At 41.9% G+C, this 22,163-nt stretch carries 18 protein-coding genes; all 18 read left to right on the top strand.

What is annotated here, in order from left to right; translation table 11 throughout:
• The first annotated feature begins 690 nt into the window (after positions 1-690).
• Positions 691-1,140 carry a phage tail protein gene (locus tag AM629_RS14650; protein WP_054480021.1) on the top strand — a complete coding sequence of 150 codons (450 nt, stop codon included), beginning with the start codon at positions 691-693 and terminating at the stop codon, positions 1,138-1,140.
• 40 nt (positions 1,141-1,180) lie between these two features.
• Positions 1,181-2,260, top strand: a complete 1,080-nt coding sequence (locus AM629_RS14645; protein ID WP_054480020.1) for a phage tail sheath family protein — start codon at positions 1,181-1,183, stop codon at positions 2,258-2,260.
• A gap of 29 nt (positions 2,261-2,289) precedes the next feature.
• Complete coding sequence (locus AM629_RS14640) at positions 2,290-3,702, top strand: phage tail sheath family protein (protein ID WP_054480023.1); 1,413 nt, start codon at positions 2,290-2,292, stop codon at positions 3,700-3,702.
• A gap of 48 nt (positions 3,703-3,750) precedes the next feature.
• The gene (locus AM629_RS14635; protein WP_054480019.1) at positions 3,751-4,944 is read left to right on the top strand and encodes a phage tail sheath family protein; all 1,194 of its coding nucleotides are present in this window, start codon (positions 3,751-3,753) and stop codon (positions 4,942-4,944) included.
• 12 nt (positions 4,945-4,956) lie between these two features.
• Positions 4,957-5,415, top strand: coding sequence for a phage tail protein (locus AM629_RS14630; protein ID WP_054480018.1), 459 nt, complete (start codon positions 4,957-4,959; stop codon positions 5,413-5,415).
• The gene (locus tag AM629_RS14625; protein WP_054480017.1) at positions 5,412-5,591 is read left to right on the top strand and encodes a DUF5908 family protein; all 180 of its coding nucleotides are present in this window, start codon (positions 5,412-5,414) and stop codon (positions 5,589-5,591) included. The genes AM629_RS14630 and AM629_RS14625 overlap by 4 nt, the downstream gene beginning before the upstream one ends.
• The gene (locus AM629_RS14620; RefSeq protein ID WP_054480016.1) at positions 5,578-6,261 is read left to right on the top strand and encodes a CIS tube protein; all 684 of its coding nucleotides are present in this window, start codon (positions 5,578-5,580) and stop codon (positions 6,259-6,261) included. The genes AM629_RS14625 and AM629_RS14620 overlap by 14 nt, the downstream gene beginning before the upstream one ends.
• Entirely contained in the window at positions 6,258-7,859 is a 1,602-nt protein-coding gene (locus AM629_RS14615; protein WP_054480015.1) for a phage baseplate assembly protein V, read from the top strand. The genes AM629_RS14620 and AM629_RS14615 overlap by 4 nt, the downstream gene beginning before the upstream one ends.
• A gap of 12 nt (positions 7,860-7,871) precedes the next feature.
• On the top strand, positions 7,872-8,348 hold the full coding sequence (locus AM629_RS14610) for a GPW/gp25 family protein (protein WP_054480014.1): 477 nt from the start codon (positions 7,872-7,874) through the stop codon (positions 8,346-8,348).
• Complete coding sequence (locus AM629_RS14605; RefSeq protein WP_054480013.1) at positions 8,345-8,761, top strand: contractile injection system spike tip protein; 417 nt, start codon at positions 8,345-8,347, stop codon at positions 8,759-8,761. The genes AM629_RS14610 and AM629_RS14605 overlap by 4 nt, the downstream gene beginning before the upstream one ends.
• An 80-nt stretch (positions 8,762-8,841) precedes the next feature.
• Positions 8,842-10,809 carry a baseplate J/gp47 family protein gene (locus AM629_RS23035; protein ID WP_054480012.1) on the top strand — a complete coding sequence of 656 codons (1,968 nt, stop codon included), beginning with the start codon at positions 8,842-8,844 and terminating at the stop codon, positions 10,807-10,809.
• The gene (locus AM629_RS14595; RefSeq protein ID WP_054480011.1) at positions 10,806-13,718 is read left to right on the top strand and encodes a baseplate wedge protein; all 2,913 of its coding nucleotides are present in this window, start codon (positions 10,806-10,808) and stop codon (positions 13,716-13,718) included. Before AM629_RS23035 ends, AM629_RS14595 begins: the two co-directional genes overlap by 4 nt.
• 175 nt (positions 13,719-13,893) lie before the next feature.
• Complete coding sequence (locus tag AM629_RS14590; protein ID WP_054480010.1) at positions 13,894-15,120, top strand: tail fiber protein; 1,227 nt, start codon at positions 13,894-13,896, stop codon at positions 15,118-15,120.
• Positions 15,121-15,183: 63 nt separating this feature from the next.
• Positions 15,184-16,740 carry a contractile injection system tape measure protein gene (locus AM629_RS14585; protein WP_054480009.1) on the top strand — a complete coding sequence of 519 codons (1,557 nt, stop codon included), beginning with the start codon at positions 15,184-15,186 and terminating at the stop codon, positions 16,738-16,740.
• 9 nt (positions 16,741-16,749) lie between these two features.
• The gene (locus AM629_RS14580) at positions 16,750-18,816 is read left to right on the top strand and encodes an ATP-binding protein (RefSeq protein WP_054480008.1); all 2,067 of its coding nucleotides are present in this window, start codon (positions 16,750-16,752) and stop codon (positions 18,814-18,816) included.
• Positions 18,817-18,840: 24 nt separating this feature from the next.
• Positions 18,841-19,791, top strand: a complete 951-nt coding sequence (locus AM629_RS14575; protein ID WP_054480007.1) for a Pvc16 family protein — start codon at positions 18,841-18,843, stop codon at positions 19,789-19,791.
• Positions 19,792-19,874: 83 nt separating this feature from the next.
• Entirely contained in the window at positions 19,875-20,867 is a 993-nt protein-coding gene (locus AM629_RS14570; RefSeq protein ID WP_054480006.1) for a hypothetical protein, read from the top strand.
• 106 nt (positions 20,868-20,973) lie between these two features.
• Entirely contained in the window at positions 20,974-21,930 is a 957-nt protein-coding gene (locus AM629_RS14565; RefSeq protein WP_054480005.1) for a hypothetical protein, read from the top strand.
• Positions 21,931-22,163: the final 233 nt, after the last annotated feature.

Raw genomic sequence — 22,163 nt, 5'->3', positions numbered from 1 at the left:
TGGATATTATTGTCACCAGTACCGGACTGAGCCGGGATAAAATTGAAGCGTTAAAGCATTAAATTAATCTTCTTTTTATACAGCAAAATGCCGATATTCAAGATCGGCATTTTTGTTCTTATTTATAGGGAGCAAAATGACACCTTAAGAGCGATTAAGTGATTTGTTTGCGGAAACAAAATGACTTGTTCTGTTTCGTCAAAACCTCAACGTTCATGCGCCTGATGTGACCGTTTATTATTGATTTTGGCATCCGAACAGAGTTCATAAAAAAAACAAACCATAGGCTCCATACGATCTTCTCCACTCACTCTTTTGATCATCAATTAATCGATAAAAGAGAAATAGAAAATAATTATCCCTTCATAATTTTCCTATCCCTAAAACCAAATAAAACCGCGCTAATACTTAAAATGAGTAACCCATGCCATACCAATTAATGATTATTACTCACTATTAATTAATATTTCGTCCAAAGATTCATTACTTATAATCATGCCACTTTATTAAATGCGATATGAATAATTGCTAAGTAAATTTTTTCAGCATAAATAATAATCGCCGTAAGGCAGTTTGCTGCGGTAGCTATACCCATAGCTCAGTGCTAATCAAAACCTCAGTGTTAACCAAAACGAAGCAATAACACTTTGTTTATCTTTTAAACGCAAATAACCAATAAGGAAAAAAATTATGTCTACAACTCCAGAACAAATTGCTGTCGAATATCCTATCCCTACTTACCGCTTTGTTGTCTCAATCGGTGATGAGAAAGTTCCCTTTAACAGCGTTTCCGGCCTCGATATTTCTCATGACGTTATCGAATATAAAGATGGTACCGGCAATTATTATAAAATGCCGGGTCAACGTCAGGCGATCAATATTACGCTGCGTAAAGGTGTCTTCTCCGGTGATACTAAACTTTTTGATTGGCTTAATTCTATTCAACTTAATCGGGTCGAGAAAAAAGATATTTCAATCAGCCTGACTAACGAAGCCGGTACTGAAATTTTAATGACCTGGAGCGTGGCAAATGCCTTCCCAACTTCATTAACTGCCCCTGCTTTTGATGCCACCAGCAATGAAGTTGCTGTTCAGGAAATTAGCCTGACAGCGGATCGAGTCACCATTCAAGCAGCTTAACGCTGTCTACTCAGAATATTGCACAATAATTGGAGGCAACATGCCAACATATTCCTATCCCGGCGTTTATATTGAAGAGGACGCCTCCCCTGCACTCTCCGTTCGTTCCAGTGCAACGGCAGTGCCAGTTTTTGCTGTTGCAAACAACGGTTCATTAATATCAGATAAACCCTATATTCGTGTTAGTAGTTGGATGAACTATTTAACACTAAAAAGCGACCCATTTAATCCTAAGAATATCCTTGACGTTTCACTGCGTGCCTATTTTATTAACGGTGGTGGATATTGCTATCTCATCAAAACTCAAGATTTAGAAACACAAGTACCAAAACTTGACGATGTGACATTACTGGTTGCTGCCGGAGAAGAGATCAATGAGGTGACAGGAACACTTTGTCAGCCGGGTAAAGGATTATTTGCTATTTTTGATGGCCCAAAAGATCAAATAACTTCGGCTCAAAAACCAGACGAACTCCTCAAATCTTATTCCACTACTTCTTATGGTGCAGTTTATTACCCTTGGCTGACCGCTGAATGGGGAGAAAATAAAGCCACCGTTGATATTCCGCCCAGTGCAGTTATGGCCGGTATTTATGCCAGTGTCGATAACAGCCGGGGGGTCTGGAAAGCGCCCGCTAACGTTCCTATTCAGGGTGGATTACAACCTAAATACCCGGTAACCGACGACCTGCAAACGCAATATAACCAAGGCAAGGCATTAAATATGATCCGTACCTTTCCTAAGAGCGGTACGCTGGTTTGGGGGGCTCGTACACTTGAGAACAGCGATAACTGGCGTTATATCCCAGTCCGCCGCCTGTTTAATAGTGCAGAGCAAAATATTAAAAATGCCATGAGTGCTATGGTATTTGAATCCAATAGCCAACCGACCTGGAAAGCCGTTCACTGCGCTATCGATAACTATCTCCACACCCTGTGGCAGCAAGGTGGCTTAATGGGCAACAAAGCCGAACAAGCTTACTTCGTCCAGATCGGTAAAGGTCTCACCATGACCGATGACGATATCAAGCAGGGCAAAATGATTGTCAAAGTGGGTCTGGCGGCAGTTCGTCCAGCCGAATTTATTATCTTGCAGTTTACGCAGAATATCGCGCAATAATCGGAGGCAACATGCCAGCTATACCAACTATGTCAACAACACCAACTTATCCTGGCGTCTATATTGAAGAAGATGCCTCACTGGCTCTCTCTGTTAGCCAAGGGAACACGGCAATCCCGGTTTTTATTGGCCGTTTCTCACCGAAAAAAATCAGCGCAACGCCACAAATAACACACGTGAGTAGCTGGTTGGATTTTACTAACCTGTTTAATGTGGGTTGTATTAGGTCGGTAGCAATCAAATTAACTGAACCTACTTCACCATCTGCCCCTTCCGTTCCTGAGAAAAACGAAGGGAATGAAAAAACCGAAAGTAATACAAAAGCCAAAAACAATATAGAAACTTTTGCCGCCCAAAAGATGACGCTTGATACAGACGATAAAAATAACAGTGATTCTTACAATATAACTGTCGGCACCTATACAACAAGCAGTGATGCTTTAAAACTTTATTTCCAAAATGGTGGCGGTCCTTGTTATATCCTGCCAATTTCTCATTCAGAAGATACCAACACGCTGGCATTAATCCCTGAGTTAATTGAGCAGGCTTTAGAAATTACCTTGATCGTCTGCCCTGAACAGGATCCCGCTTATCAGAGTGCAATATATGGCAACCTGACCCCTTTATTAAAGGCAGGATATTTTCTTATCGCGGATAATCCGAATAAAGAAACTGCACTTAGCGTTAGCCTGCAATCACAAACCGCGACTTATTATCCCGCAGTGAAAGTCTCACAACTTATTCAGATGGAAGAGAGTACCATTGCAGTTGAAGGTTATCAGGATAAAAAAGTTACCCATCTGGCAGAGCTCAAAAAGCAAAACTCAGAACTCTACGCACAAGTTATCCAGGCAATAAAACAAAAAATTGCAGATAACAAAAAACTCATTCCTGCCAGTGCAGTCATGGCTGGTGTCTATTGCGCCACTGACGCCAACCGCGGCGTCTGGAAAGCACCGGCTAACGTCGTGCTGAGTGGGATCAGTGATGTAGCAGAACGGCTCAGCAACAGTGAACAAAGCACCATAAATCAAAAAGGCATCAATGCGATCCGTTATTTCAGTAACAAAGGGTTTGTCGTCTGGGGCGCACGTACTCTGCAAGATGATGACAACTGGCGCTACATTCCGGTTCGACGTTTATTTAATGCGGCAGAACGGGATATCAAGCAAGCTATGCGATTTGCCGTGTTTGAACCCAACAGTCAGCCCACTTGGGAACGGGTCCGCTCAGCGATTGATAACTATCTCCATCAACTCTGGCAACAAGGGGCACTGGCCGGTAATAGCCCGCAGGAAGCCTATTTTGTCCAGATTGGTCAAGGTGTCACCATGTCCGACACTGACATTAAACAAGGCAAAATGGTGGTGAAAGTTGGCATGGCGGCGGTCCGTCCGGCTGAATTTATTATCCTGCAATTTTCGCAAAATGTAGCACAGTAATCGTACTGAGGCGCGGTTCGCCGCGCCTATTCTGACAAGGAAATGAGAATGGAAATAAAACAGCCGGGCGTCACCATCACGGAGAACCTGATATCCCAGCAACAAGATGAGGCGTTTATCGGTGTGCCGGTTTTTATTGGTTACACCGCAAAAAGTCCAGACAACAAAACCGTCGTCAAGTTAAACAGCCTGACCGATTTTACCCTGTCATTTGGTGAATCAGGATTAACATACTATTCCGTACGCCACTTTTTTGACAACGGGGGTCAACAAGCCTATGTACTGTCGTTAGGATCGGATAAACCACGAGGCGATTTTCACTCATTAACCACCACTCTACAACAAGATTGGGTTAAACAAGCGATCTCGGCACAGAGTGCTATCACGCTGATTGTGGTCCCCGATATTGTCTATCTGAATCAGATGGATGCTCCCGATTCAGAAATCGATCAATACAATAAGATTCCGTTCTGGCTACAATTTTGGCAATCCGTACTTAATCTTTGCCAGTGCCGACGCGGCATCATGGGATTGCTGGATGCCCCCGATGATCCCGCACTGGCCGCGAAATGTTTAACCCAGCTCTCTTCCTGTGATCGGCAATGGGGCGCGGTATACTGGCCAAGATTGAACAGTGCTTATCAGGAACAAGATCGGCCTGTTGTTCTTTCGCCGACTGCAGCGGTGGCCGCCGTCATCCAGCGTAACGATAACCAAATGGCGGTCTGGCATGCCCCCGCGAACGTCGCGTTAGCCAAGGTGATAAGCCCAATACGCTCTCACATTGAAGCCGATACCCTGTTTAATCAGAATGGCCCTTCGTTGAATCTGGTTCGCAGCTTCCCCGGTAAAGGGATCAAGATCTGGGGATGCCGCACGCTGGACAATACCCCCGATTCTCCCTGGCGCTATATCCAGACGCGCCGTCTGGTTTCCTATATCGAAGCCCATATGACTCAACTAGGCCGGGCCTTTGTGTTTGAACCCAATAACGCCATCACCTGGATGAAGTTTAAAGGTCAGGCTTACAACTGGTTACGTCAGTTATGGCTAAACGGCGGACTGCGCGGTACGCAGGAAGATCAGGCATTTGAGGTGTTACTGGGGATTGACGAGTCGATGAGTGAAGCGGATCTACAAGCTGGGAAAATGATCATGAAGATCAGGCTGGCACTGTTAATTCCAGCGGAATTTATCGAGTTGAATCTGACATTTGATACCCGCACCGGGATCAGCCATTAACAGGGGCAAAATATGAACAATTTATACACCCCGTCGGTGTCACACCGTTTTATCGCCAGTTTTCTGTTTAACAATATCCCCAGCCCTCTCGACATTGCCTTTCAACGGATATCGGGGCTTAGCCGTGAACTGCAAACCACTCAACACAGCCAAGGCGGAGAAAATGCCAGAAACGTTTGGCTAGCGGAGAAGATCCAGCACGGTAGCTTAGTACTGGAACGCGGTGTGATGACCGTCACGCCGCTGACTTGGGTGTTTGATCGCGTCCTGCGCGGCGAGAAAGCCGTGTATGCCGATGTGGTCATCATGCTACTGAATGAACATTCAATTCCTGTGGCAAGCTGGACATTAAGTAACGCCCTACCGGTTCGCTGGTCTACCGGCGACCTTGACGCCAATAGCAATACGGTGCTGATCAATACTCTGGAATTACGTTATCAGGATATGCGCTGGTTAGGAGTGAAAGCATGACCGTAGAAATTAAGGAGCTGATTATTCAGGCTAAAGTGACCGATTCAGCCAGTCACTCCAGCGCACCACGCACACTGGCGCAGGAAGCGCTGGATAACGCCCAACTGATTGAAAAGGTGAAACAAGCCGTGTTAGATGCCTTGCGTGAAACAGGAGGTCATTATGAGCTTAATTGAACGCAGCCTGTCCAAACTCACCCTCACCGCTTTCAAGGACCGCGAGGGGAAAATCTCGGTAGGCAGTTTGCAAGCCATGTATAACCCCGATACCATCCAACTCGACTACCAAACCCGTTATCAGCAGGATGAAAGCATTAACAGTGCCAGCCAAAGCAGCCGCTATGTGTTATCCCAACCGGGCGGTCTGTCATTAGTCCTGTTATTTGATGCCACCATGCCCGGTAACAACACTGCGGTAGAAACCCAACTGGCGACGTTGAAAGCCTTGTGTGCCGTGGATGCCAGTACCAACGTCCCCCACTTTCTTAAAATCAAATGGGGTAAAATGCGTTGGGAAAACAAAGGCTATTTCGCCTGCCGTGCCAGTGGCCTTAGCATCAGTTACACCTTGTTTGACCGAGACGCCACACCGTTGCGGGCCAGCGCGACCTTATCTCTGGTAGCAGATGAAAGCTTTGTGATTCAGGCTACCGAGCAGCAGTTAAAATCTCCCCCGGCTACTGCGGTTAACGTCACGGATATGCTCTCCCTACCGTTGATCGCCTTAGGTGCCGGCGCTTCTCTGGCCGGTGGAATTGATTATCTCTCGCTGGCCTGGCAAAACGGTCTGGATAATCTTGATGACTTTACCCCCGGACAAATGTTGCAAGCCAAGGGGGATGCATGAAGATACCTGCGATAACGCTCAAAATAGGTGGCAAAACGCTCAACCACTTTACGGTTATCAGCTTAACAGCAAACCATCATATTAATGGCATCCCCTCGGCTAACATCACGCTAGGGATCGCCGGTGATGCCAGCCATATTTTTGATGCCAAGGCACAAGCTGAACTGGCAAGTTGCCGTCCGAATCATGAACTTAGCGTGCAGATCGAAAAAACCGTGGTGTTTCAGGGGATCATCGTGCGGCAAACATTGGGGCTTAAAGGTCAGGACAGCATCATTACTCTGACCGCCAAACATGCATTGCAAAAATTAACTCACAACTTCCACTCACAACTGTTCAACAAACAAAGTGATGAGGCGATTATCAAGAAGTTGTTTAGCCAAGCAGGTATCCCTGTCACGATAAAACCAGCGCCTCAGCTTAAAACGGTGCATGAGCAAATGGTGCAATTTCGCTGTAATGACTGGGCTTTTCTAAAAAGTCGGCTGTTCGCGACCCATACTTGGCTGCTGCCCGGCAACGATAGCGTGACGCTGGTCACCCCGGAATCCCTGAACCGGTCAACCGTGCATACCCTCCACCAGCGAGCTAACCCTCAGGATGCGGTGTTATTTGAAGCGAATCTGCAATGGGATAACCAACGCAATCCCAAAACCGTGAATGTACAATCCTGGGATATCGCCCAACAGAAACTGTCTCCAACCCATCAGGTAAAAAGCAGCGGACTGGGTCACAATCAACTCGCCACCGACAACCTGACATCATTGACCAACCAACAATGGCAGTGGGTGTTCAGCTATCCGTTGGATAATGAACAGGCCAAACAGCTTGCCCAAGGCATTCTGAATAACCGCCGAAGTCATAACGTCTCCGGTAATTTTGAAGTCGAAGGCGATAACCATTATCAAGCCGGCGATATTCTGGCGTTAAACGGCTTTGGTCAGGGGATGGATGGTCAGGCGATTATCACCGGTGTCAGTCACACCATTACTCAACGGCAAGGCTGGCGTACCCGGCTAACGCTGGGGCTATTACCGGAAACAGAGCAAGTTGTACCACCGGTTAAAGAGCTGCATGTCGGGATCGTAGAAAAATACCAAAAAGATAACCAATCGCAGGGCCGTATTCCGGTCAAAATCCCGGCCTTAAACTTAACCAATGGCACCCTTTTTGCCCGCTTAAGTAAGCCTTACGCCAGCCATGAAAGCGGCTTCTGCTTCTACCCTGAACCGGGGGATGAAGTGATTATCAGCTTCTTTGAAGATGATCCGCGCTTTCCAGTAATCTTAGGCTCGATGCACAATCCTAAAAACAAAGCACCGTTAGAACCGAGTGAAAAAAATCCAATAAAAACCTTAGTGATTAAACAAGGGGAAAATCAACAGGCATTAATCTTCAATAATCAAGATCAAACCCTCACCTTAAATAGCGGAAAAAATAAATTATCTTTGCAACAGGATAAAGATATCACGCTTAATTCTGCTAAGAATCTTATTACCCAAGCTCAGGAAATTAAAATAGAGGCGCAAAAATCTCTATCCGCCTCTGGTAAATCCGGCGTAGATATTAAAGGTGCGAAGATTAATCTAACCCAATAATAAGGTAATAAGATGACAAACAAAGTATTAACCAACAAAGTATTAACCGATATTTATGGTCGGGGTTGGGCCTTTCCGCTGCAATTTTCTATTAAAGATAGTACGTATAAAGATAGCACGCATCCTGAAATACCCACGGGCGTCACCATGGCGGAAGGGGCCGAAAACGTTCGCCAAAATATGAAAATTCTTTTTCTCACCGAACCCGGCGAACGAATTATGCGTGAGAATTATGGCTGTGGCCTGAATGATTATCTGTTTGCCAATATTCGTGACGAAATGATGGCAGAAATTCAGACTCGAATTGAAGAACGGGTATTGCGTTATGAGCCCCGCGCCGATATTAGCGAGATCCAAGTGAACCAGAGAACCCACTTGCCCAATACCCTGCATATTCAGGTCACCTATACACTGAGAGGCAGCGAAATCAGCCAGCAAATTGAAGGCGCCCTTGCAGTGAATGAAGGCCGGGTACAGGTGAGTTTATGAGCAAACAACTGGTGGTGGATGGTGACACTTTGCTGTTCGAGCCGTTATTTGGCAACCGGCAAGTCACCATTCTGGGGCCGGCAACCATCCGGGGTAGCGGACATGCCCAAATTCAGGGCAAAAAGATCGTTATGATCGGTGATGAAAAAAAGGTGCAATTTCAGGCGCAATATATTACCCCAAGCCACCCAGTTCCCGGCATGGGGATGGTCACCATTGCTCAATTGGATGCCAGCCAACAAGTCAACTTTTGCCGCAGTCCTGCCACGGTAATTGTCGTCGGGCAACAATTTATCGCCCGATTTACCCCGACACAGCCAGCCAATAATCCATCGAGTGGCCCGGATGTGACCGCCCCCAGTATGGGCAAAGGCCGGTTTATTGCCAGCCAATATGCAGTCACTGCCGGATAAATAATCTTTTTAACTTTATTTCAAATAATCATGATCCCTGAAAACCTATTGGGAATAATTACATAACAGGCGGTAAAAATATGGGACAAGCTGAGTTAGAAAATAAACTCTCTGCTATTGTGCCGGATACTGTATTTAAACTTGATGAAAGAAGTACGCTAGATATTTTAAATTGGCTTAAAGCTTATGCTAAAGAAATTCCTTTCGATCAAGAGAAAAAACAGTTCTGGGATAGCTTCTACTTTATTCAAGAAAATAATCCTCAACAACTAGCGGATATTTACCAAAATGTAAATAAAGCCGATGGCCTTTTACCGGCACATCAAGCTTTTATCTTGGCTTTTTTAAAGTTATTAGAAACAAATAATCGATTATTAAATACCTTCCCGGCCCGGCACCGTGATCTTTATTACCGGGAATTATTGGGGCTGAAACCCAAAAAAGCCCAAGCAGATAAAGTTGCGATAGGAATTACTCTGAATACGGACAGTACAGAATTTCTGGTCGCCCGGGGAACGCTGTTTGACGCAGGACAAGACAACGCAGGTAATCCGTTACAATATGCATCTGATACGGATTTACTGGCGAATCAGGGAAAATTAACCGATCTACGTTGGCATCGGAAAATTGGCAATGTCTGGAAATCAGCAATACTATTAAGCGACTCAGACAACATTGAATTCCCCAAAAACGGTATTCAACTTTTTAGCGAAACATCCAATGATCTTGAGGTTCAATCCGCCCCCCTGAATGGGAATGGGGGCGAAGCAAATATATCATCATTAACCTATGACACATGCTACTTAGGCTTTACCAATGTATTACCGGGACAAACTCTATCTCTCTATTGGCAATTAGCAGGCGTTAAAGCACTCGCTTTATCCTGGTCTTATCTCAACAACAGCAATAGCTGGAGTAAATTAGACAAATTAGTTGATGACCAAACCCATAACCTGTCTAAACGGGGTATCTGGCGCACCTTATTACCACAGGATGCGACAAATCAGGCGACCCTGATGCCAACGGGACGCTACTGGCTGAAAGCCGAGATAACGCCTCAAACCGATCCGCAAGATTACCTACGCATTAAGGGCCTGTTGTATAACGCTACCACCGCGACATTAGTCAACGCAGAAACCGTTGAGCAGGAGCACTTTATCAACGGATTAGCCGCCGACAGCATTAAACAGCCGGTAAACACGGTTGTTGCCATCAGCAACGTCACCCAACCTTGGGCCTCCTGTAACGACCATCCACTAGAAACCGAGCAAGCCTTCCTGACTCGGCTCCCTGCCCGGTTATCTCACCGTAACCGGGCGCTGAGTTGGGGCAACATTGTCACCTTATTAAAAGAGCAATTTGTCAGCCTGTTTGATGTCAAATACCCGTCTGCCAGTGAATTAACCAAAATCCCGGCACCGGAAAAACAGCAACTGATAGTGATCCCTGACAGCCGTTATAAAGATAACGGTGATGCACTGCGCCCAACGTTAAACTCCGCTCGGCGGGGAGTGATGGTCAAATGGATCAAACAACTCAGCAGCCCTTGGGCAGACCTTGAGATCAACAATCCCACTTACGTTGACGTTAATGTGAACTATCAAGTGACCTTTACCGCAGGCGTTAACCCCGACTACGGATATCATCAGCTACAACAGCAATTAAGCCGAAAATATATGCCGTGGAGCGAAAATACCGCTATCGGCGTGACAACCGGTAATCGCATTGACTACTACCAGTTGTTAGCCACGATCCAGCAATCTTCTCTGGTGGAACGCGTCACCGATTTAAGCCTAACCATCACTAATCGAGTCGCGAGTGTCGCGAGTGTCGCGAGTGTCGCGGGTGTCGCGGGTGCCGCGGGTGTCGCGGGTGCCGCGGGTGTCGCGGGTGCCGCGGGTGCCGCGGGTGTCGCGGGTGCCGCGGGTGCCGCGGGTGCCGCGGGTGCCGCGGGTGCCGTGGGTAAAAGTATCGAGGCCGCCGATAATGAAGTGCTGATTTTAGTCTGGTCAGAGCAGCGTCCCTCAAACCAAGGAGTTAACCCATGAGTCATCAAGATGCCCTGTTTCCTATCGTCAAAGACGATATTACCTTCGATGCCTTGCTCACTCAGGCCAAAACAGTCATTGAGCAGCAATCCGGCCAATGCTGGAGCAATACCAGTGAAAATGATCCCGGCATCACCTTATTGGAAGCCTGCTGTTATGGTGCCTCCGATCTGGCCTACCGCCACACATTACCACTGAGAGACCTGCTAACGCCAAAACCAGAAGACCAAACATCCGGCGACGGTATTTTTCCTCAGGAGTTCGGCCCACAACAAACGCTAACCTGTGGCCCGATCACCGCAGAAGATTATCGCCGGGCTTTATTGGATTTACATAGCAGCGACACGGCTAATGAAACAAACGAAGGTTATTTTTTCTTTAATGATGTTCAATTAATTCGTGAACCTGAAAATCAACGTTATCAGTATTGGTATAACAAACAGAAACGTGAATATAGCTTTAAAAACTCCGGATCAGATAGCCAATTAGCACTAAGAGGAAATTATTGGCTTTATTTACTCCCTAGTCGGGAAACTGAGATCGATAAAACATTGGCTCAGAAAAAACTCAACGCTTTCCTAAAAAATAATCGTAATCTGGGGGAATTCATTAGCAATATTATCTGGCTGCAACCTACCGATCTCCCCTTGCAGATTGATATTGAATTTGAAGACAACGTCATCGATTTTGCTGATATTTTCGCTCAGGTTTATATGACGGCGGAACAGATGGTGCAGGCAAAGCCCGAACGTTATACCACGCAGGCCATGAAAGATCAGGGTTATCATCATGAAGAAATATTTGCCGGCCCTTATTTACATCATGGTTGGATACCGACCTTACCTCAAACCAAAGATTACACCAGTGCTACAGTATTAAATCTCAGCCATCTGGTTAATCGGCTACTGGCGATTAAAGGTATTCAGCGTATCACCCGGCTGGCATTAGCTCATCACGACAAAACTATTACGCCATTGTCGAACGATAATTGGTCCTGGAGAATTGCCCAAGGATATTACCCTAGATTATGGGGTAGCGATCCCTTAGCATTAATTACCTCAACAAACAGCCCGCTTACCATTACCGCCAAAGGGGGCGTTAAAATTGGTGTTTCTAAACAAGATATCGAAGAAAAGCTTATTGCAGAACCACTGATTAATACACAGCCGGAATTACTGCCTTGGGGGAAATATCGTAAAGTTCTGGATTACTATCCGGTAAGTAATAAATTACCGGCTTGCTATGGATTGCAGACTAGCAAACCTACGCCGCAGCAAGTGCAATTACACCAATTTATGCTACCGTTTGAACAAATGCTGGCTAACGGCTGTGCCGAACTCGCCCTATTACCGAAATTACTGGCCTTTAAACAACGGGGAAAAACAGTACACGGTGTGCAATGGCCTTTTAAAACGGGTACAGTCAGCCATCGTGTTCACCAACAAGTCATTCCTGATTTAACCGCAAAACTAAGCCGCGATTCACAAATCTATATTGATAACCATATTCAGAAGCCAAACTATATAAAAGAGGCGACAATTCTGAATTATCTGTTGGGCTATTTTGGTGCTCAACTTGCCGCCAGACCACTCACCCTCAACTTTCGGGATTTTCTCAATACTCAACGCGGCTATCTGGCTCAACAACCGGAACTGACCTATCAACGTAATAATATTCGGATTGATAAAGTATCGGCACTGCAAAAACGAATTGCTGCCCGCTTGGGTTTGGGTGGAGAATGTTTCAGTAAAACACCTAATCTGGATGGCCTGCCTTTTTATTTAATTGAACATCGTCAACTTTTGCCGATAAAACCCGACACGAAATTCGACGATAAACAAAAACCCGACGATCTAAAGGTAATTGAAGAGAATTCAGACTCTAAAAATCATCAACTCATCATCACACAACAAGGTATTGCAGGTCGGTTATTACAAGGTCAGGTAATTAATTTGATTATTATTGAAGGTGATAGAAAGTTTATATTACGGAGCCAAATGATCACCGAAGTAACAGGAGATACCTTTTCCCTTAGTACCCGTAACAGCAGCGATTTGGAACGCAATCTGGACAGAATAAGACAGAAATTTAATGATGGTAATCTGCGCTGGAAAAATAGCCCAGTATGGCTGGAAGATATGGATTATCAATTGGTTTATGCCGATGAGACATATAAAAATGCTACCGACGATCAACGTTGGATTACTTCCAGTGCTCAAAGCCCCTTCCCTGCTATGATTGAAGAAAATGATGAAATCACCCTGAAATATGTGATTACCCCCTCTGAGTCAGACCTAAAAATATCACCTCGTACAGTTCTCGCTGAACCACCCGAATATGAACTCAAAGCGCGGGTAGTTAAATTTGATCGTATTCAAGGCAAGATATTAATTAAACGCAACCAAGACTCACCGAATAAAAACTTTCCAAAAGAGGCCGAAGCATGGCGTTATCGCTGGTATTTCTCCAGCGAAAAATATGCCTTAGCCGATCGCTTTTCATTTGTGGTTAGCGTGGTAGTGAATCGTCAGTTAATTGAGAATGACAAAGTTGATCCTTATAAGTTGGAATCTTGGGTGAAAACAGAAATATTAGCTGAATTCCCCGCACATATTTCAATGATTATTCACTGGTTGTCACCAGAACATTTTAAAGATTTTGCCAACACCTATAAACGTTGGCAAAACAATGACGCCCCTTTAGGAGACGAAGCATACCATATTTTAGAGACCTTAACCTTGGGACGCCTGCCTTCTGATGCAACCGGTATTGGTAATATGCGAATTGCCACTAAACAGCAACGTACCGAGGTCATTGGTGGATCTGGCAATCAATGGAATGCAACAGTCATAACAAGTAATCAATTATTATATGTGCCTTCTCCTAGGGAGCGAACCAAACCAAATTAAATTATTAATAAAAATAATAGCAAAAATACAAACCAATTTATCCAATATAAAAATCAATTAATATAGCATCACAAAAGGCTTATTTTAATATTAAATATCTTTTTCTGTTTAATTATACATAAAACCCACAAGATATTTAAATCTCGATAATTCAACATCACATAGGATGATAAAAATGGAAAAAAAATCTAATCTATCTAATGCAGAATCCAATATGGAAAATATCAAATCAAATGGCCCATCAGCAGATGATTTAAAAAGGCGCTTTAAAGAAGGCAGTATTCCATTACAGACCGATTATGCCGATCTGATTAATATTGCTGATATGGGTCGTCGAGCTGTTGGTAAAGCGCCCGGTCAAACGGACAATCCAAATTCAGCCCTGAAACTGGATAATGACGGTGCACTAGCGGTAAAACTTAACGACAACGGCGGTTTAAAGACAGATAAAAATGGATTAAGTGTAAAAATCAAGAATAAAAGCCTATTATCTGATAATAACGGATTAGCCGTCAATACCGGCAGAGGATTGAGAATTAACAACGATAAACTTGAAGTCGATAATCATCACGGTATTGAAATAGTTAATGAAGGGGTAAAAGTTAAAGCAAGTAATGGCATTAACGTTGATAACAGCGGTGTTTCAGTTAAAACCAAAAATGGAACAATTAACGTCGAATCTACAGGAATATCTGTAAGACTTGGTTGGGGAGTAAGAGAAGGTGGTTTAGGATTAGATATTAAGCCCAGTAATGGTATTAACGTTGATGATAATGGTGTTTCAGTCAAAGCCGGTAACGGTATCACAGTTAATTCAAGCGGTGTCAGTATTGATCCCAATAATATACTTCCCAGAGGAATGATTGTGATGTTTTCTGGTGATAGCGCTCCTCCAGGTTGGGCTTTCTGTGATGGTAGTAATGGAACCCCAGACTTAAGAAATCGTTTTGTGATGTGTGGAAATGATTTTTCTGATAAAGGGAAAAGCCATCATTGTGCCCGAGGTAGAGGTGATAAAAAAGAATATCCCCAAAATACAAAATCAACTCAAGTTTCTATCACTGTTAATGTGCAAAATACAGCATTAACAATAGAACAAATACCTAGCCATAAACATATGGGGAGTATACCTTATTGTGATACTAATGGAATGGAAAACAAATCTCTCAATGATGACAATCGCAATCAAAATAACTATATAATAGATAATAGCAGTACAAGCTCAATATGGATGAAACATTCAACAGACTTTAATTATCAAAAGGTTAATTATCCCTACACATTTAACACAGGAAATGGACAAGGACATAATCACCAAGCAACAGCCTCATCCCCTTCACATAATCACAGCGTTGATGTAATGCCGCCTTATTACTTATTAGCCTTTATTATGAAACTTTAATTCTACTCTACAAATACAGACTTAAATTACCTATTATTTACTCATTACCAAGGAAATATTAATATGACTTCGGAGCCAAATCTGTTAAATCGGATTACCATTACTATTGAAGCTAATAATCAACAGCTAGCTAAAAAAGTATTGCATGGCTCCGTGCTTAATCAGGCCAGTATAAATCAATTACTCAACTCATACTTTGATGAATATAACATTCATCAGGATATCTCTTTAGACAAATTAACTCTGGACCTTGGTGAAATAAACCCCCATGACTTTAATTCATTATTCCCTGCTCGCCTCAAGGTTGAGCTGAATAAAGCACTTAACCAATATCAGATAAACAACCATCAGGAAGAAACTCTACTGAATAAACCAACATTTAATAAATTTACCGATAACTCTTCCGCATTCTGCGATAATCATTTAATTGATGCGGAGGATTTTATTCACTCTTTATATCAACAAAATACCCAACCCAATACACTGGAGACAATAACACATAATAAAAACATTAATAAACTTATTCACCAATTAACACAGATAGAGAGCAAATGGATATTGCTATTAGCAAAAAGCTGCCTATCTGAACATGGTCTACAACGACTTTTGGCTATCAAGCAACCCGCTTTATTCATTGCCATTAATCACAGATTATCCGAAAAAATAAACAAACTACAACATCAGGAGGAGCCAGTCTCCTCCGCACAACTAATATTCAACGCTTTGGAATATCTACAACGGCATAATATTCAGGAAATACCTAAACCCAATGCAAAAATCATTTCACGTATTATCACTGAACTTAATAACGGCGCACTTAATACCGATCCTATTATTAAGCTATTTCGCCAAGTTATTAACCAAAACACGCCATTAAATAGTTGGCTAAAACAACTCTGGCAAACCGTTTATGTTTCACGGCTTTGCCAAAAGCATCTATCAGTTAAGGAGTACCAATATCTATTGGCATGCTTTATGCCAAATCATATAGATAAAAATACACCCGATAAACAATCAGCCATAAATAACGTTAATTTTTTAGATGTTCAGCAACATCAACTGCTGGTAAATCAGAAAGTTATTACCGAAGATCAGAAAATACTATCAACATCAAACTCTCCATGCCAAGTCAATAATGCCGGCATATTAATGCTCTGGCCGATACTACCCGCATTGTTTAATCAACTTGGCCTACTTGAGGGGAAAAAATTTATCCATCGTCAAGCCCAATACCATGCTGTTAATTTCCTTGACTATCTGATTTGGGGAACCGACAAAACACCGGCAGAATGTAAGAGACTCAATAACGTTCTGTGCGGACTCATGATCAATGAAAATACCGAATCAATCTCTGTTGAACCAGAAAAACAATTAATCACCACACAATGGCTGGATACCATTATTACTCAACTTCCCAGTTGGAAAAAATTAAGCTGCAATGACGTCCGCCAATTGTTCTTACAACGACCGGGTGAATTATTGGCAAATGAGCAAGAAATCAAAATCACCATCCAGCCACAGCCATTTGATGCATTGCTGACTGAATGGCCGTGGCCATTAAATATCGCCAAACTTCCCTGGTTGGATCGCTCTTTATTAATCGACTGGAAAAATATTTAACAGGTTTATATGAACGCTTTACTTAAAAATAACCATGATATGGTGACAGAATTACACTGGATTTACCCCCATCTGGAACGTATTGATCTGCAATTACAACATTACTATTACCAAAATAGAGAAAAATATGATTATTTACCAGAGAGTTTTCTGCTTACCGAAGATGAATTAAACCAGCGGCTGGCAAAACCACAAAGCATTCCTCATTGGGTCACCAAACAGGATGATATTATTAATTTCCCTGAAATCGACGAAACCCCCAATGCATTATCACAATTAGTTGCACGTTTTGATCTCACTGAATTTGAACGGGATGTTTTATTATTAGGTTTATTACCCCATTTCGATAGCCGTTATCATGCATTATTTGCTGCTCTGCACGGTAATAGTAAAAAACAGTGGCCTGACTTTGCCTTAGCCATTGAATTATTTAGCCAACGTCAAAGTGATCGGCAATTACGACAAAACAGTCTTCTACCGCAAACACCATTAATCAGTCATCAACTATTACGGCTTAATAATCACGAAGAGTCTATTTGGTTACAAACTCAATTTCTAACTCACAGCGCTGTCTGGCATTTCTTATCAGGCCAACGGGTTATGTTACCTCCCTTGACAACTTGTGCTTATTGGCATGCTTCTGCCTCACGCGGTTGGTATCCACAATCCCTTTACCCTTCACTAGAAAAGATATTATTAAATAAAACCGATGAAGTTCGCCCGCTGGTAATACTCAGAGGAAAACAAGATAGCGCCAGAGAATTAGCGGTAAGCAATATGATGGCTCTTCATGATATCAGTACCTTAACGCTAGACTTAGCTCAACTACCGGAAGAAAATAACCCTAACTTGCTGATAGATGCAGTCCGGGAAGCACGATTACATGATGCCTGCTTATTAATTCGCAATTTTTCTTTGCTTAAAGATGAAAAGAAAATATTACACAGGGAATTCTCCACGTTATTGAACCAAGCAAAATTACGCGTGGTTTGTCTGGCAGAACCACAAGATTCATTAATGTGGATTAAACATTTACCAATAGTGCAAATTAATATGCCAGCTCTGACGCTGGCAGATAAAAAAACCATGCTGGAAGCCAGTTTACCAGATAAGATAATCCAGAAAATAAATATCCCTCAATTATGTCAACGTTTTTCATTTACCGCAGAAACATTACCGCAAATCCTTCAAGAAGCACATCAATACCAAATACTCCGACAACCGGAAGGTCAATTGGAAGAAACCGATCTGCGTACAGCATTAAGTTTCCGCGCTCAACAGAATTTCGGTAAATTAGCGCAACGAATAACCCCCAAACGCAGCCTTAATGATTTAGTTATTTCAGACGCATTAGCGCAACAATTAAGAGAAATTATTGCCACCATTCATTACCGTGACCAGATTCTAGCTACTGGCTTTCAGGAAAAAATCGGTTATGGTACCGGTATTAGTGCGCTATTTTACGGAGAATCCGGGACCGGCAAAACCATGGCCGCAGAAGTAATCGCTGGTCATCTTGGCGTTGATTTGATTAAAGTCGATCTCTCTACCGTGGTGAATAAATATATTGGCGAAACGGAAAAAAATATCTCCCGTATTTTCGATCTGGCCGAAGCAGATTCCGGCGTGCTATTTTTCGATGAAGCGGATGCGCTATTTGGCAAGCGTAGCGAAACCAAAGATGCTCAAGACAGACATGCCAATATTGAAGTTTCTTACTTATTACAACGATTGGAAAATTATCCGGGATTAGTGATCTTAGCCACCAATAATCGTAGCCATTTAGACAGCGCCTTTAATCGCCGTTTTACCTTTATTACCCGTTTTGCTTATCCCGATGAAATGTTACGTAAAAAAATGTGGCAAGTCATTTGGCCAGAACAGATTACATTATCCGATACCATTGATTTTAGCCATCTGGCTAAACGCGCTGATTTAACCGGGGCTAATATCAGAAATATTGCGCTATTAGCCTCAATGTTAGCGAAAAATGACCACTGTGACCAAATCGAAAATAAACATATCAATCGAGCCGTTACACTCGAATTAAATAAAACTGGCCGATTGGTTTTTTAAATACTCAATAGGATAAACATAAATATGACAACCCTCATTGCTTCTAACAACGCGATTATTGAAGTAAATAATGCATTAAATACTGTTTTATCCCAGTATTTAAATACCAATGGCAATAAAATTGATATCCGCTTCGATCTACCCGAAATTAATTCCATTCAATCGGAACCGACGGTCAGTGTATTTCTTTATGACATCAATGAAGATTTACAATTACGTTCCGCCGAACCAAGACGTTATAACCCAGCAACCAGCACATTATTACCGGGATGGGTCAATATCAATTGTCACTATTTAATTACTTATTGGGATGCGAATAAACCCTCTAGTGATAGCTCCAGCCCGGATAGCCGCCCCAATAATCAAGCGGCACAAGTGATGACCCGGATTTTAAATGCATTAATTAACAACCGTCAATTAGCCGGCATTCCCGGTGCCTATACCCGAATTATTCCCCAACAGGAGAATTTAAATAGCTTGGGTAATTTCTGGCAAGCTCTCGGTAATCGCCCTCGCCTCTCTCTAATGTATTCAATTACCGTACCCATGAAACTGCAAAATATTAAAGACAATATTACCCCAATTAACCAAATTTCCGCGTCTGTAAATCAGAAACCCAACCTAAATAATTCACAAATCAACCAAGCTCTGGTAGATAAATTATGTGCCGATTTAGGTGGTACAGAAGATGCTCGTCTTGCTTTGGCTAAAATTAATTTGGTAACAGAACCCGACACAGCAAATAACCAAAATCAAGAAAATAACAGCATTATTGTTGAAGTTTCCGGTATGACCAACACAGCTTATTTAACACAAATAAAAGATACACTTAAAAAATGGAAAAACAGTCAAGAGATTATCATTAAGATAAATGGTTTTGATATTATTGTTTCTAAAGAAAATTCTGACAGGTTAATTGGAGTTAAAAATAAAACCTATATTAATACAACGAACAATCACTCACCTAACAAATAATTATTTATTTGATTTTTCCACGTTAACAATCCATATATTATTTGCGATTCAAAATTCATACAAGATATACAGGTGGTAATATCATGCCAATAAATAGCCTTATAAAAAAGTTTGAACTTAATACCCAAAAAGATCAAGCTATTGTTTCTCCTGCAAGATCAAACAGTCATAAACAAACTGAGCATCTTGAATTAAATACACCTAAAAATAGAGGAGATGGAAAAGACTTAAATGCACAAACCACCCCAAATCAACAGTACACCAGAAAGCCGGAAACTAAACTAAAGAATGATGATGATAAAAAGAAATTACAGGAACATACACCAGATTTGGAGGTAAAAAAAGAAAGTTCAGCAACACCGAATACCCGTAATAATCTAAATGGAAAAGTCAAAGCTGAAGATATTTTCAACCAATTTAAAAGTAAATTTGATCCTTATGACAGAGAATTACCTTTCGACATAATGAATAAAATAACCAATAATGAAATAAAATTTTCTTCTGAAAAAGCGAAAGATGATTATTTAGCTAAAGTAAAAGACAAGACATTCACATTGAGACATTATACTGCTGGCAATGGGCAAGAAAAACCTACATTTGATGAGATTAGCTCAAACTTTAATTTGGTAAATAAGGGAATAAAAACATTAAATCGCACTCAAGGAAGTAACACCAATGAAGATGATTGGAACCGTTTAGGAAATACGGCATTTACTTTCTACTTGCTAGCAATAGATGGAGAAGTATCCAATAGAAAGTTCTTATCTAATACAACTCATTTTGCAGAAATTAATATAGAAGATTCAGAAGAACTTAAAGAACTTGGCTTAGATCAAGCTGAATTCTTTGCTTCTCCTGATTTACTTCACGAAAAAAATCTTTCACAAGCCCCTGCTGTAAAAGGAAAACTGTCTGATTTAAAATCATTATTATTAAAACGATCTGGCATAAGTTCAGTTCAATTAGGGCGTTTAGATGCGAAAACAATTTTAAAAAGCATAGACAATGAATTTGGCAATAGTCTCGAAATCAAAATCCCAGGGAATGTTAATGTGAACAAATGGAATAAAATTTAAAAGTAAATATACCCGTCATCTTTCAAGTTGCTGCTTCGTTGGCTGCGTTCACTTGCCGCCACGCTGCAATTTGAAATCTATTGGGTATATTATCAGAGGTAATAATATGCTAAACAACAAATACAGTGAAAAAGTTAATCACTCAGAAAACAGAGCGGAAAAAGGCGCAATACATCCTAACCAATATAATATGAATAGCTGCACATTGGGGTTAGGATTGGATTTACCGCCAAAGAGAAAACTAAGAATAGGAGATGAAAGAAATATAAAAGATGCACAACCTTTTATTCCATCCCCCGCGCAACAAAGACAATATAGCACCAGCCCCATAGCAATGTCTGATATATTAAGCGAAAGCGCACTGACTTCACAACCGATTATTACCGATTTAATTAATCCGCAAAAAATAAAAATGTCAGAAGGCGTAAGAAATATTTTAAATAACAAAGAAGGAGGAGGAAATTTGGTATTCAAGGCACTACAAATTAAACCATCGGATGAAACTCTGCCATTCAATGCATTAAAAATCGTCGATACCTGGCAAGAAGAAATGCCGGATCAAGACATGTCTATTTTAGCTTATTGGGCACCACAAGGAGGATATGTTGATATCCCGGCCCAACCCGATCTCAGTCGCCATCCACAATATGTATTTACCCCAGGATTCAGTGGATGTTCATTTGTGGTCGATAAAATGAATAAAGATATTCTCCGGGTTCGGCACGTACAAGGTGGTCAAGAAGACGTTGAATATAATAACCAGAATATTGATCACGGAATGGGTATGATGTCGGCAATGGAATTCCGCGATTATGGATATCACGAGGCCGATGGCAAAGTGATGGAAAATACCTATGGTTTTGCCTTTTTAAAATTTAACCCAGAGAAAAAACAGTGGCAACTTCACTATCAGAAAATAGCCGCAGCCCCTAATATCATAAATATAAAAACTGAATCTAGTTGGTTGCCATTCAGTAAGCCTTCAATTGAAGCCAATACCTTTACCTCCAAAGATATGAAAGTTTCTGGGTATAATAGGAGACATATTACAGACATTAAATAGTATGCCATTATATATATAGAAAAACCGGGAGCTGTATTTGAGAACATAGCTCCCGTTATTCCCCACGATAATTGATTTTTAAAACCAATCTATCTTCAATAGCAGAATAAAACCATTTCCCTTGTAATTTAATAATCTCTTTAAATTATTTCCATGATGATTATTTTATGATTATATTTTTCATAATCATTAGTTCACCAAAAAATTATAAACAAACTCATTTCCTCCAATTA

This window comes from Photorhabdus heterorhabditis, assembly GCF_001280945.1.
Lineage (GTDB): Bacteria > Pseudomonadota > Gammaproteobacteria > Enterobacterales > Enterobacteriaceae > Photorhabdus > Photorhabdus heterorhabditis.
This window is presented reverse-complemented; position numbering and strand designations above follow the sequence as displayed.

Bases quoted from the DNA above. Each gene is read 5' to 3' on its own strand.
- AM629_RS14580 (WP_054480008.1), top strand. From the start codon at position 16,750: ATGAACGCTTTACTTAAAAATAACCATGATATGGTGACAGAATTACAC.
- AM629_RS14565 (WP_054480005.1), top strand. From the start codon at position 20,974: ATGCTAAACAACAAATACAGTGAAAAAGTTAATCACTCAGAAAACAGA.
- AM629_RS14650 (WP_054480021.1), top strand. From the start codon at position 691: ATGTCTACAACTCCAGAACAAATTGCTGTCGAATATCCTATCCCTACT.
- AM629_RS14585 (WP_054480009.1), top strand. From the start codon at position 15,184: ATGACTTCGGAGCCAAATCTGTTAAATCGGATTACCATTACTATTGAA.
- AM629_RS14595 (WP_054480011.1), top strand. From the start codon at position 10,806: ATGAGTCATCAAGATGCCCTGTTTCCTATCGTCAAAGACGATATTACC.
- AM629_RS14620 (WP_054480016.1), top strand. From the start codon at position 5,578: ATGAGCTTAATTGAACGCAGCCTGTCCAAACTCACCCTCACCGCTTTC.
- AM629_RS14645 (WP_054480020.1), top strand. From the start codon at position 1,181: ATGCCAACATATTCCTATCCCGGCGTTTATATTGAAGAGGACGCCTCC.
- AM629_RS14590 (WP_054480010.1), top strand. From the start codon at position 13,894: ATGGAAAAAAAATCTAATCTATCTAATGCAGAATCCAATATGGAAAAT.
- AM629_RS14575 (WP_054480007.1), top strand. From the start codon at position 18,841: ATGACAACCCTCATTGCTTCTAACAACGCGATTATTGAAGTAAATAAT.
- AM629_RS14635 (WP_054480019.1), top strand. From the start codon at position 3,751: ATGGAAATAAAACAGCCGGGCGTCACCATCACGGAGAACCTGATATCC.
- AM629_RS23035 (WP_054480012.1), top strand. From the start codon at position 8,842: ATGGGACAAGCTGAGTTAGAAAATAAACTCTCTGCTATTGTGCCGGAT.
- AM629_RS14605 (WP_054480013.1), top strand. From the start codon at position 8,345: ATGAGCAAACAACTGGTGGTGGATGGTGACACTTTGCTGTTCGAGCCG.
- AM629_RS14640 (WP_054480023.1), top strand. From the start codon at position 2,290: ATGTCAACAACACCAACTTATCCTGGCGTCTATATTGAAGAAGATGCC.
- AM629_RS14570 (WP_054480006.1), top strand. From the start codon at position 19,875: ATGCCAATAAATAGCCTTATAAAAAAGTTTGAACTTAATACCCAAAAA.
- AM629_RS14630 (WP_054480018.1), top strand. From the start codon at position 4,957: ATGAACAATTTATACACCCCGTCGGTGTCACACCGTTTTATCGCCAGT.
- AM629_RS14625 (WP_054480017.1), top strand. From the start codon at position 5,412: ATGACCGTAGAAATTAAGGAGCTGATTATTCAGGCTAAAGTGACCGAT.
- AM629_RS14610 (WP_054480014.1), top strand. From the start codon at position 7,872: ATGACAAACAAAGTATTAACCAACAAAGTATTAACCGATATTTATGGT.
- AM629_RS14615 (WP_054480015.1), top strand. From the start codon at position 6,258: ATGAAGATACCTGCGATAACGCTCAAAATAGGTGGCAAAACGCTCAAC.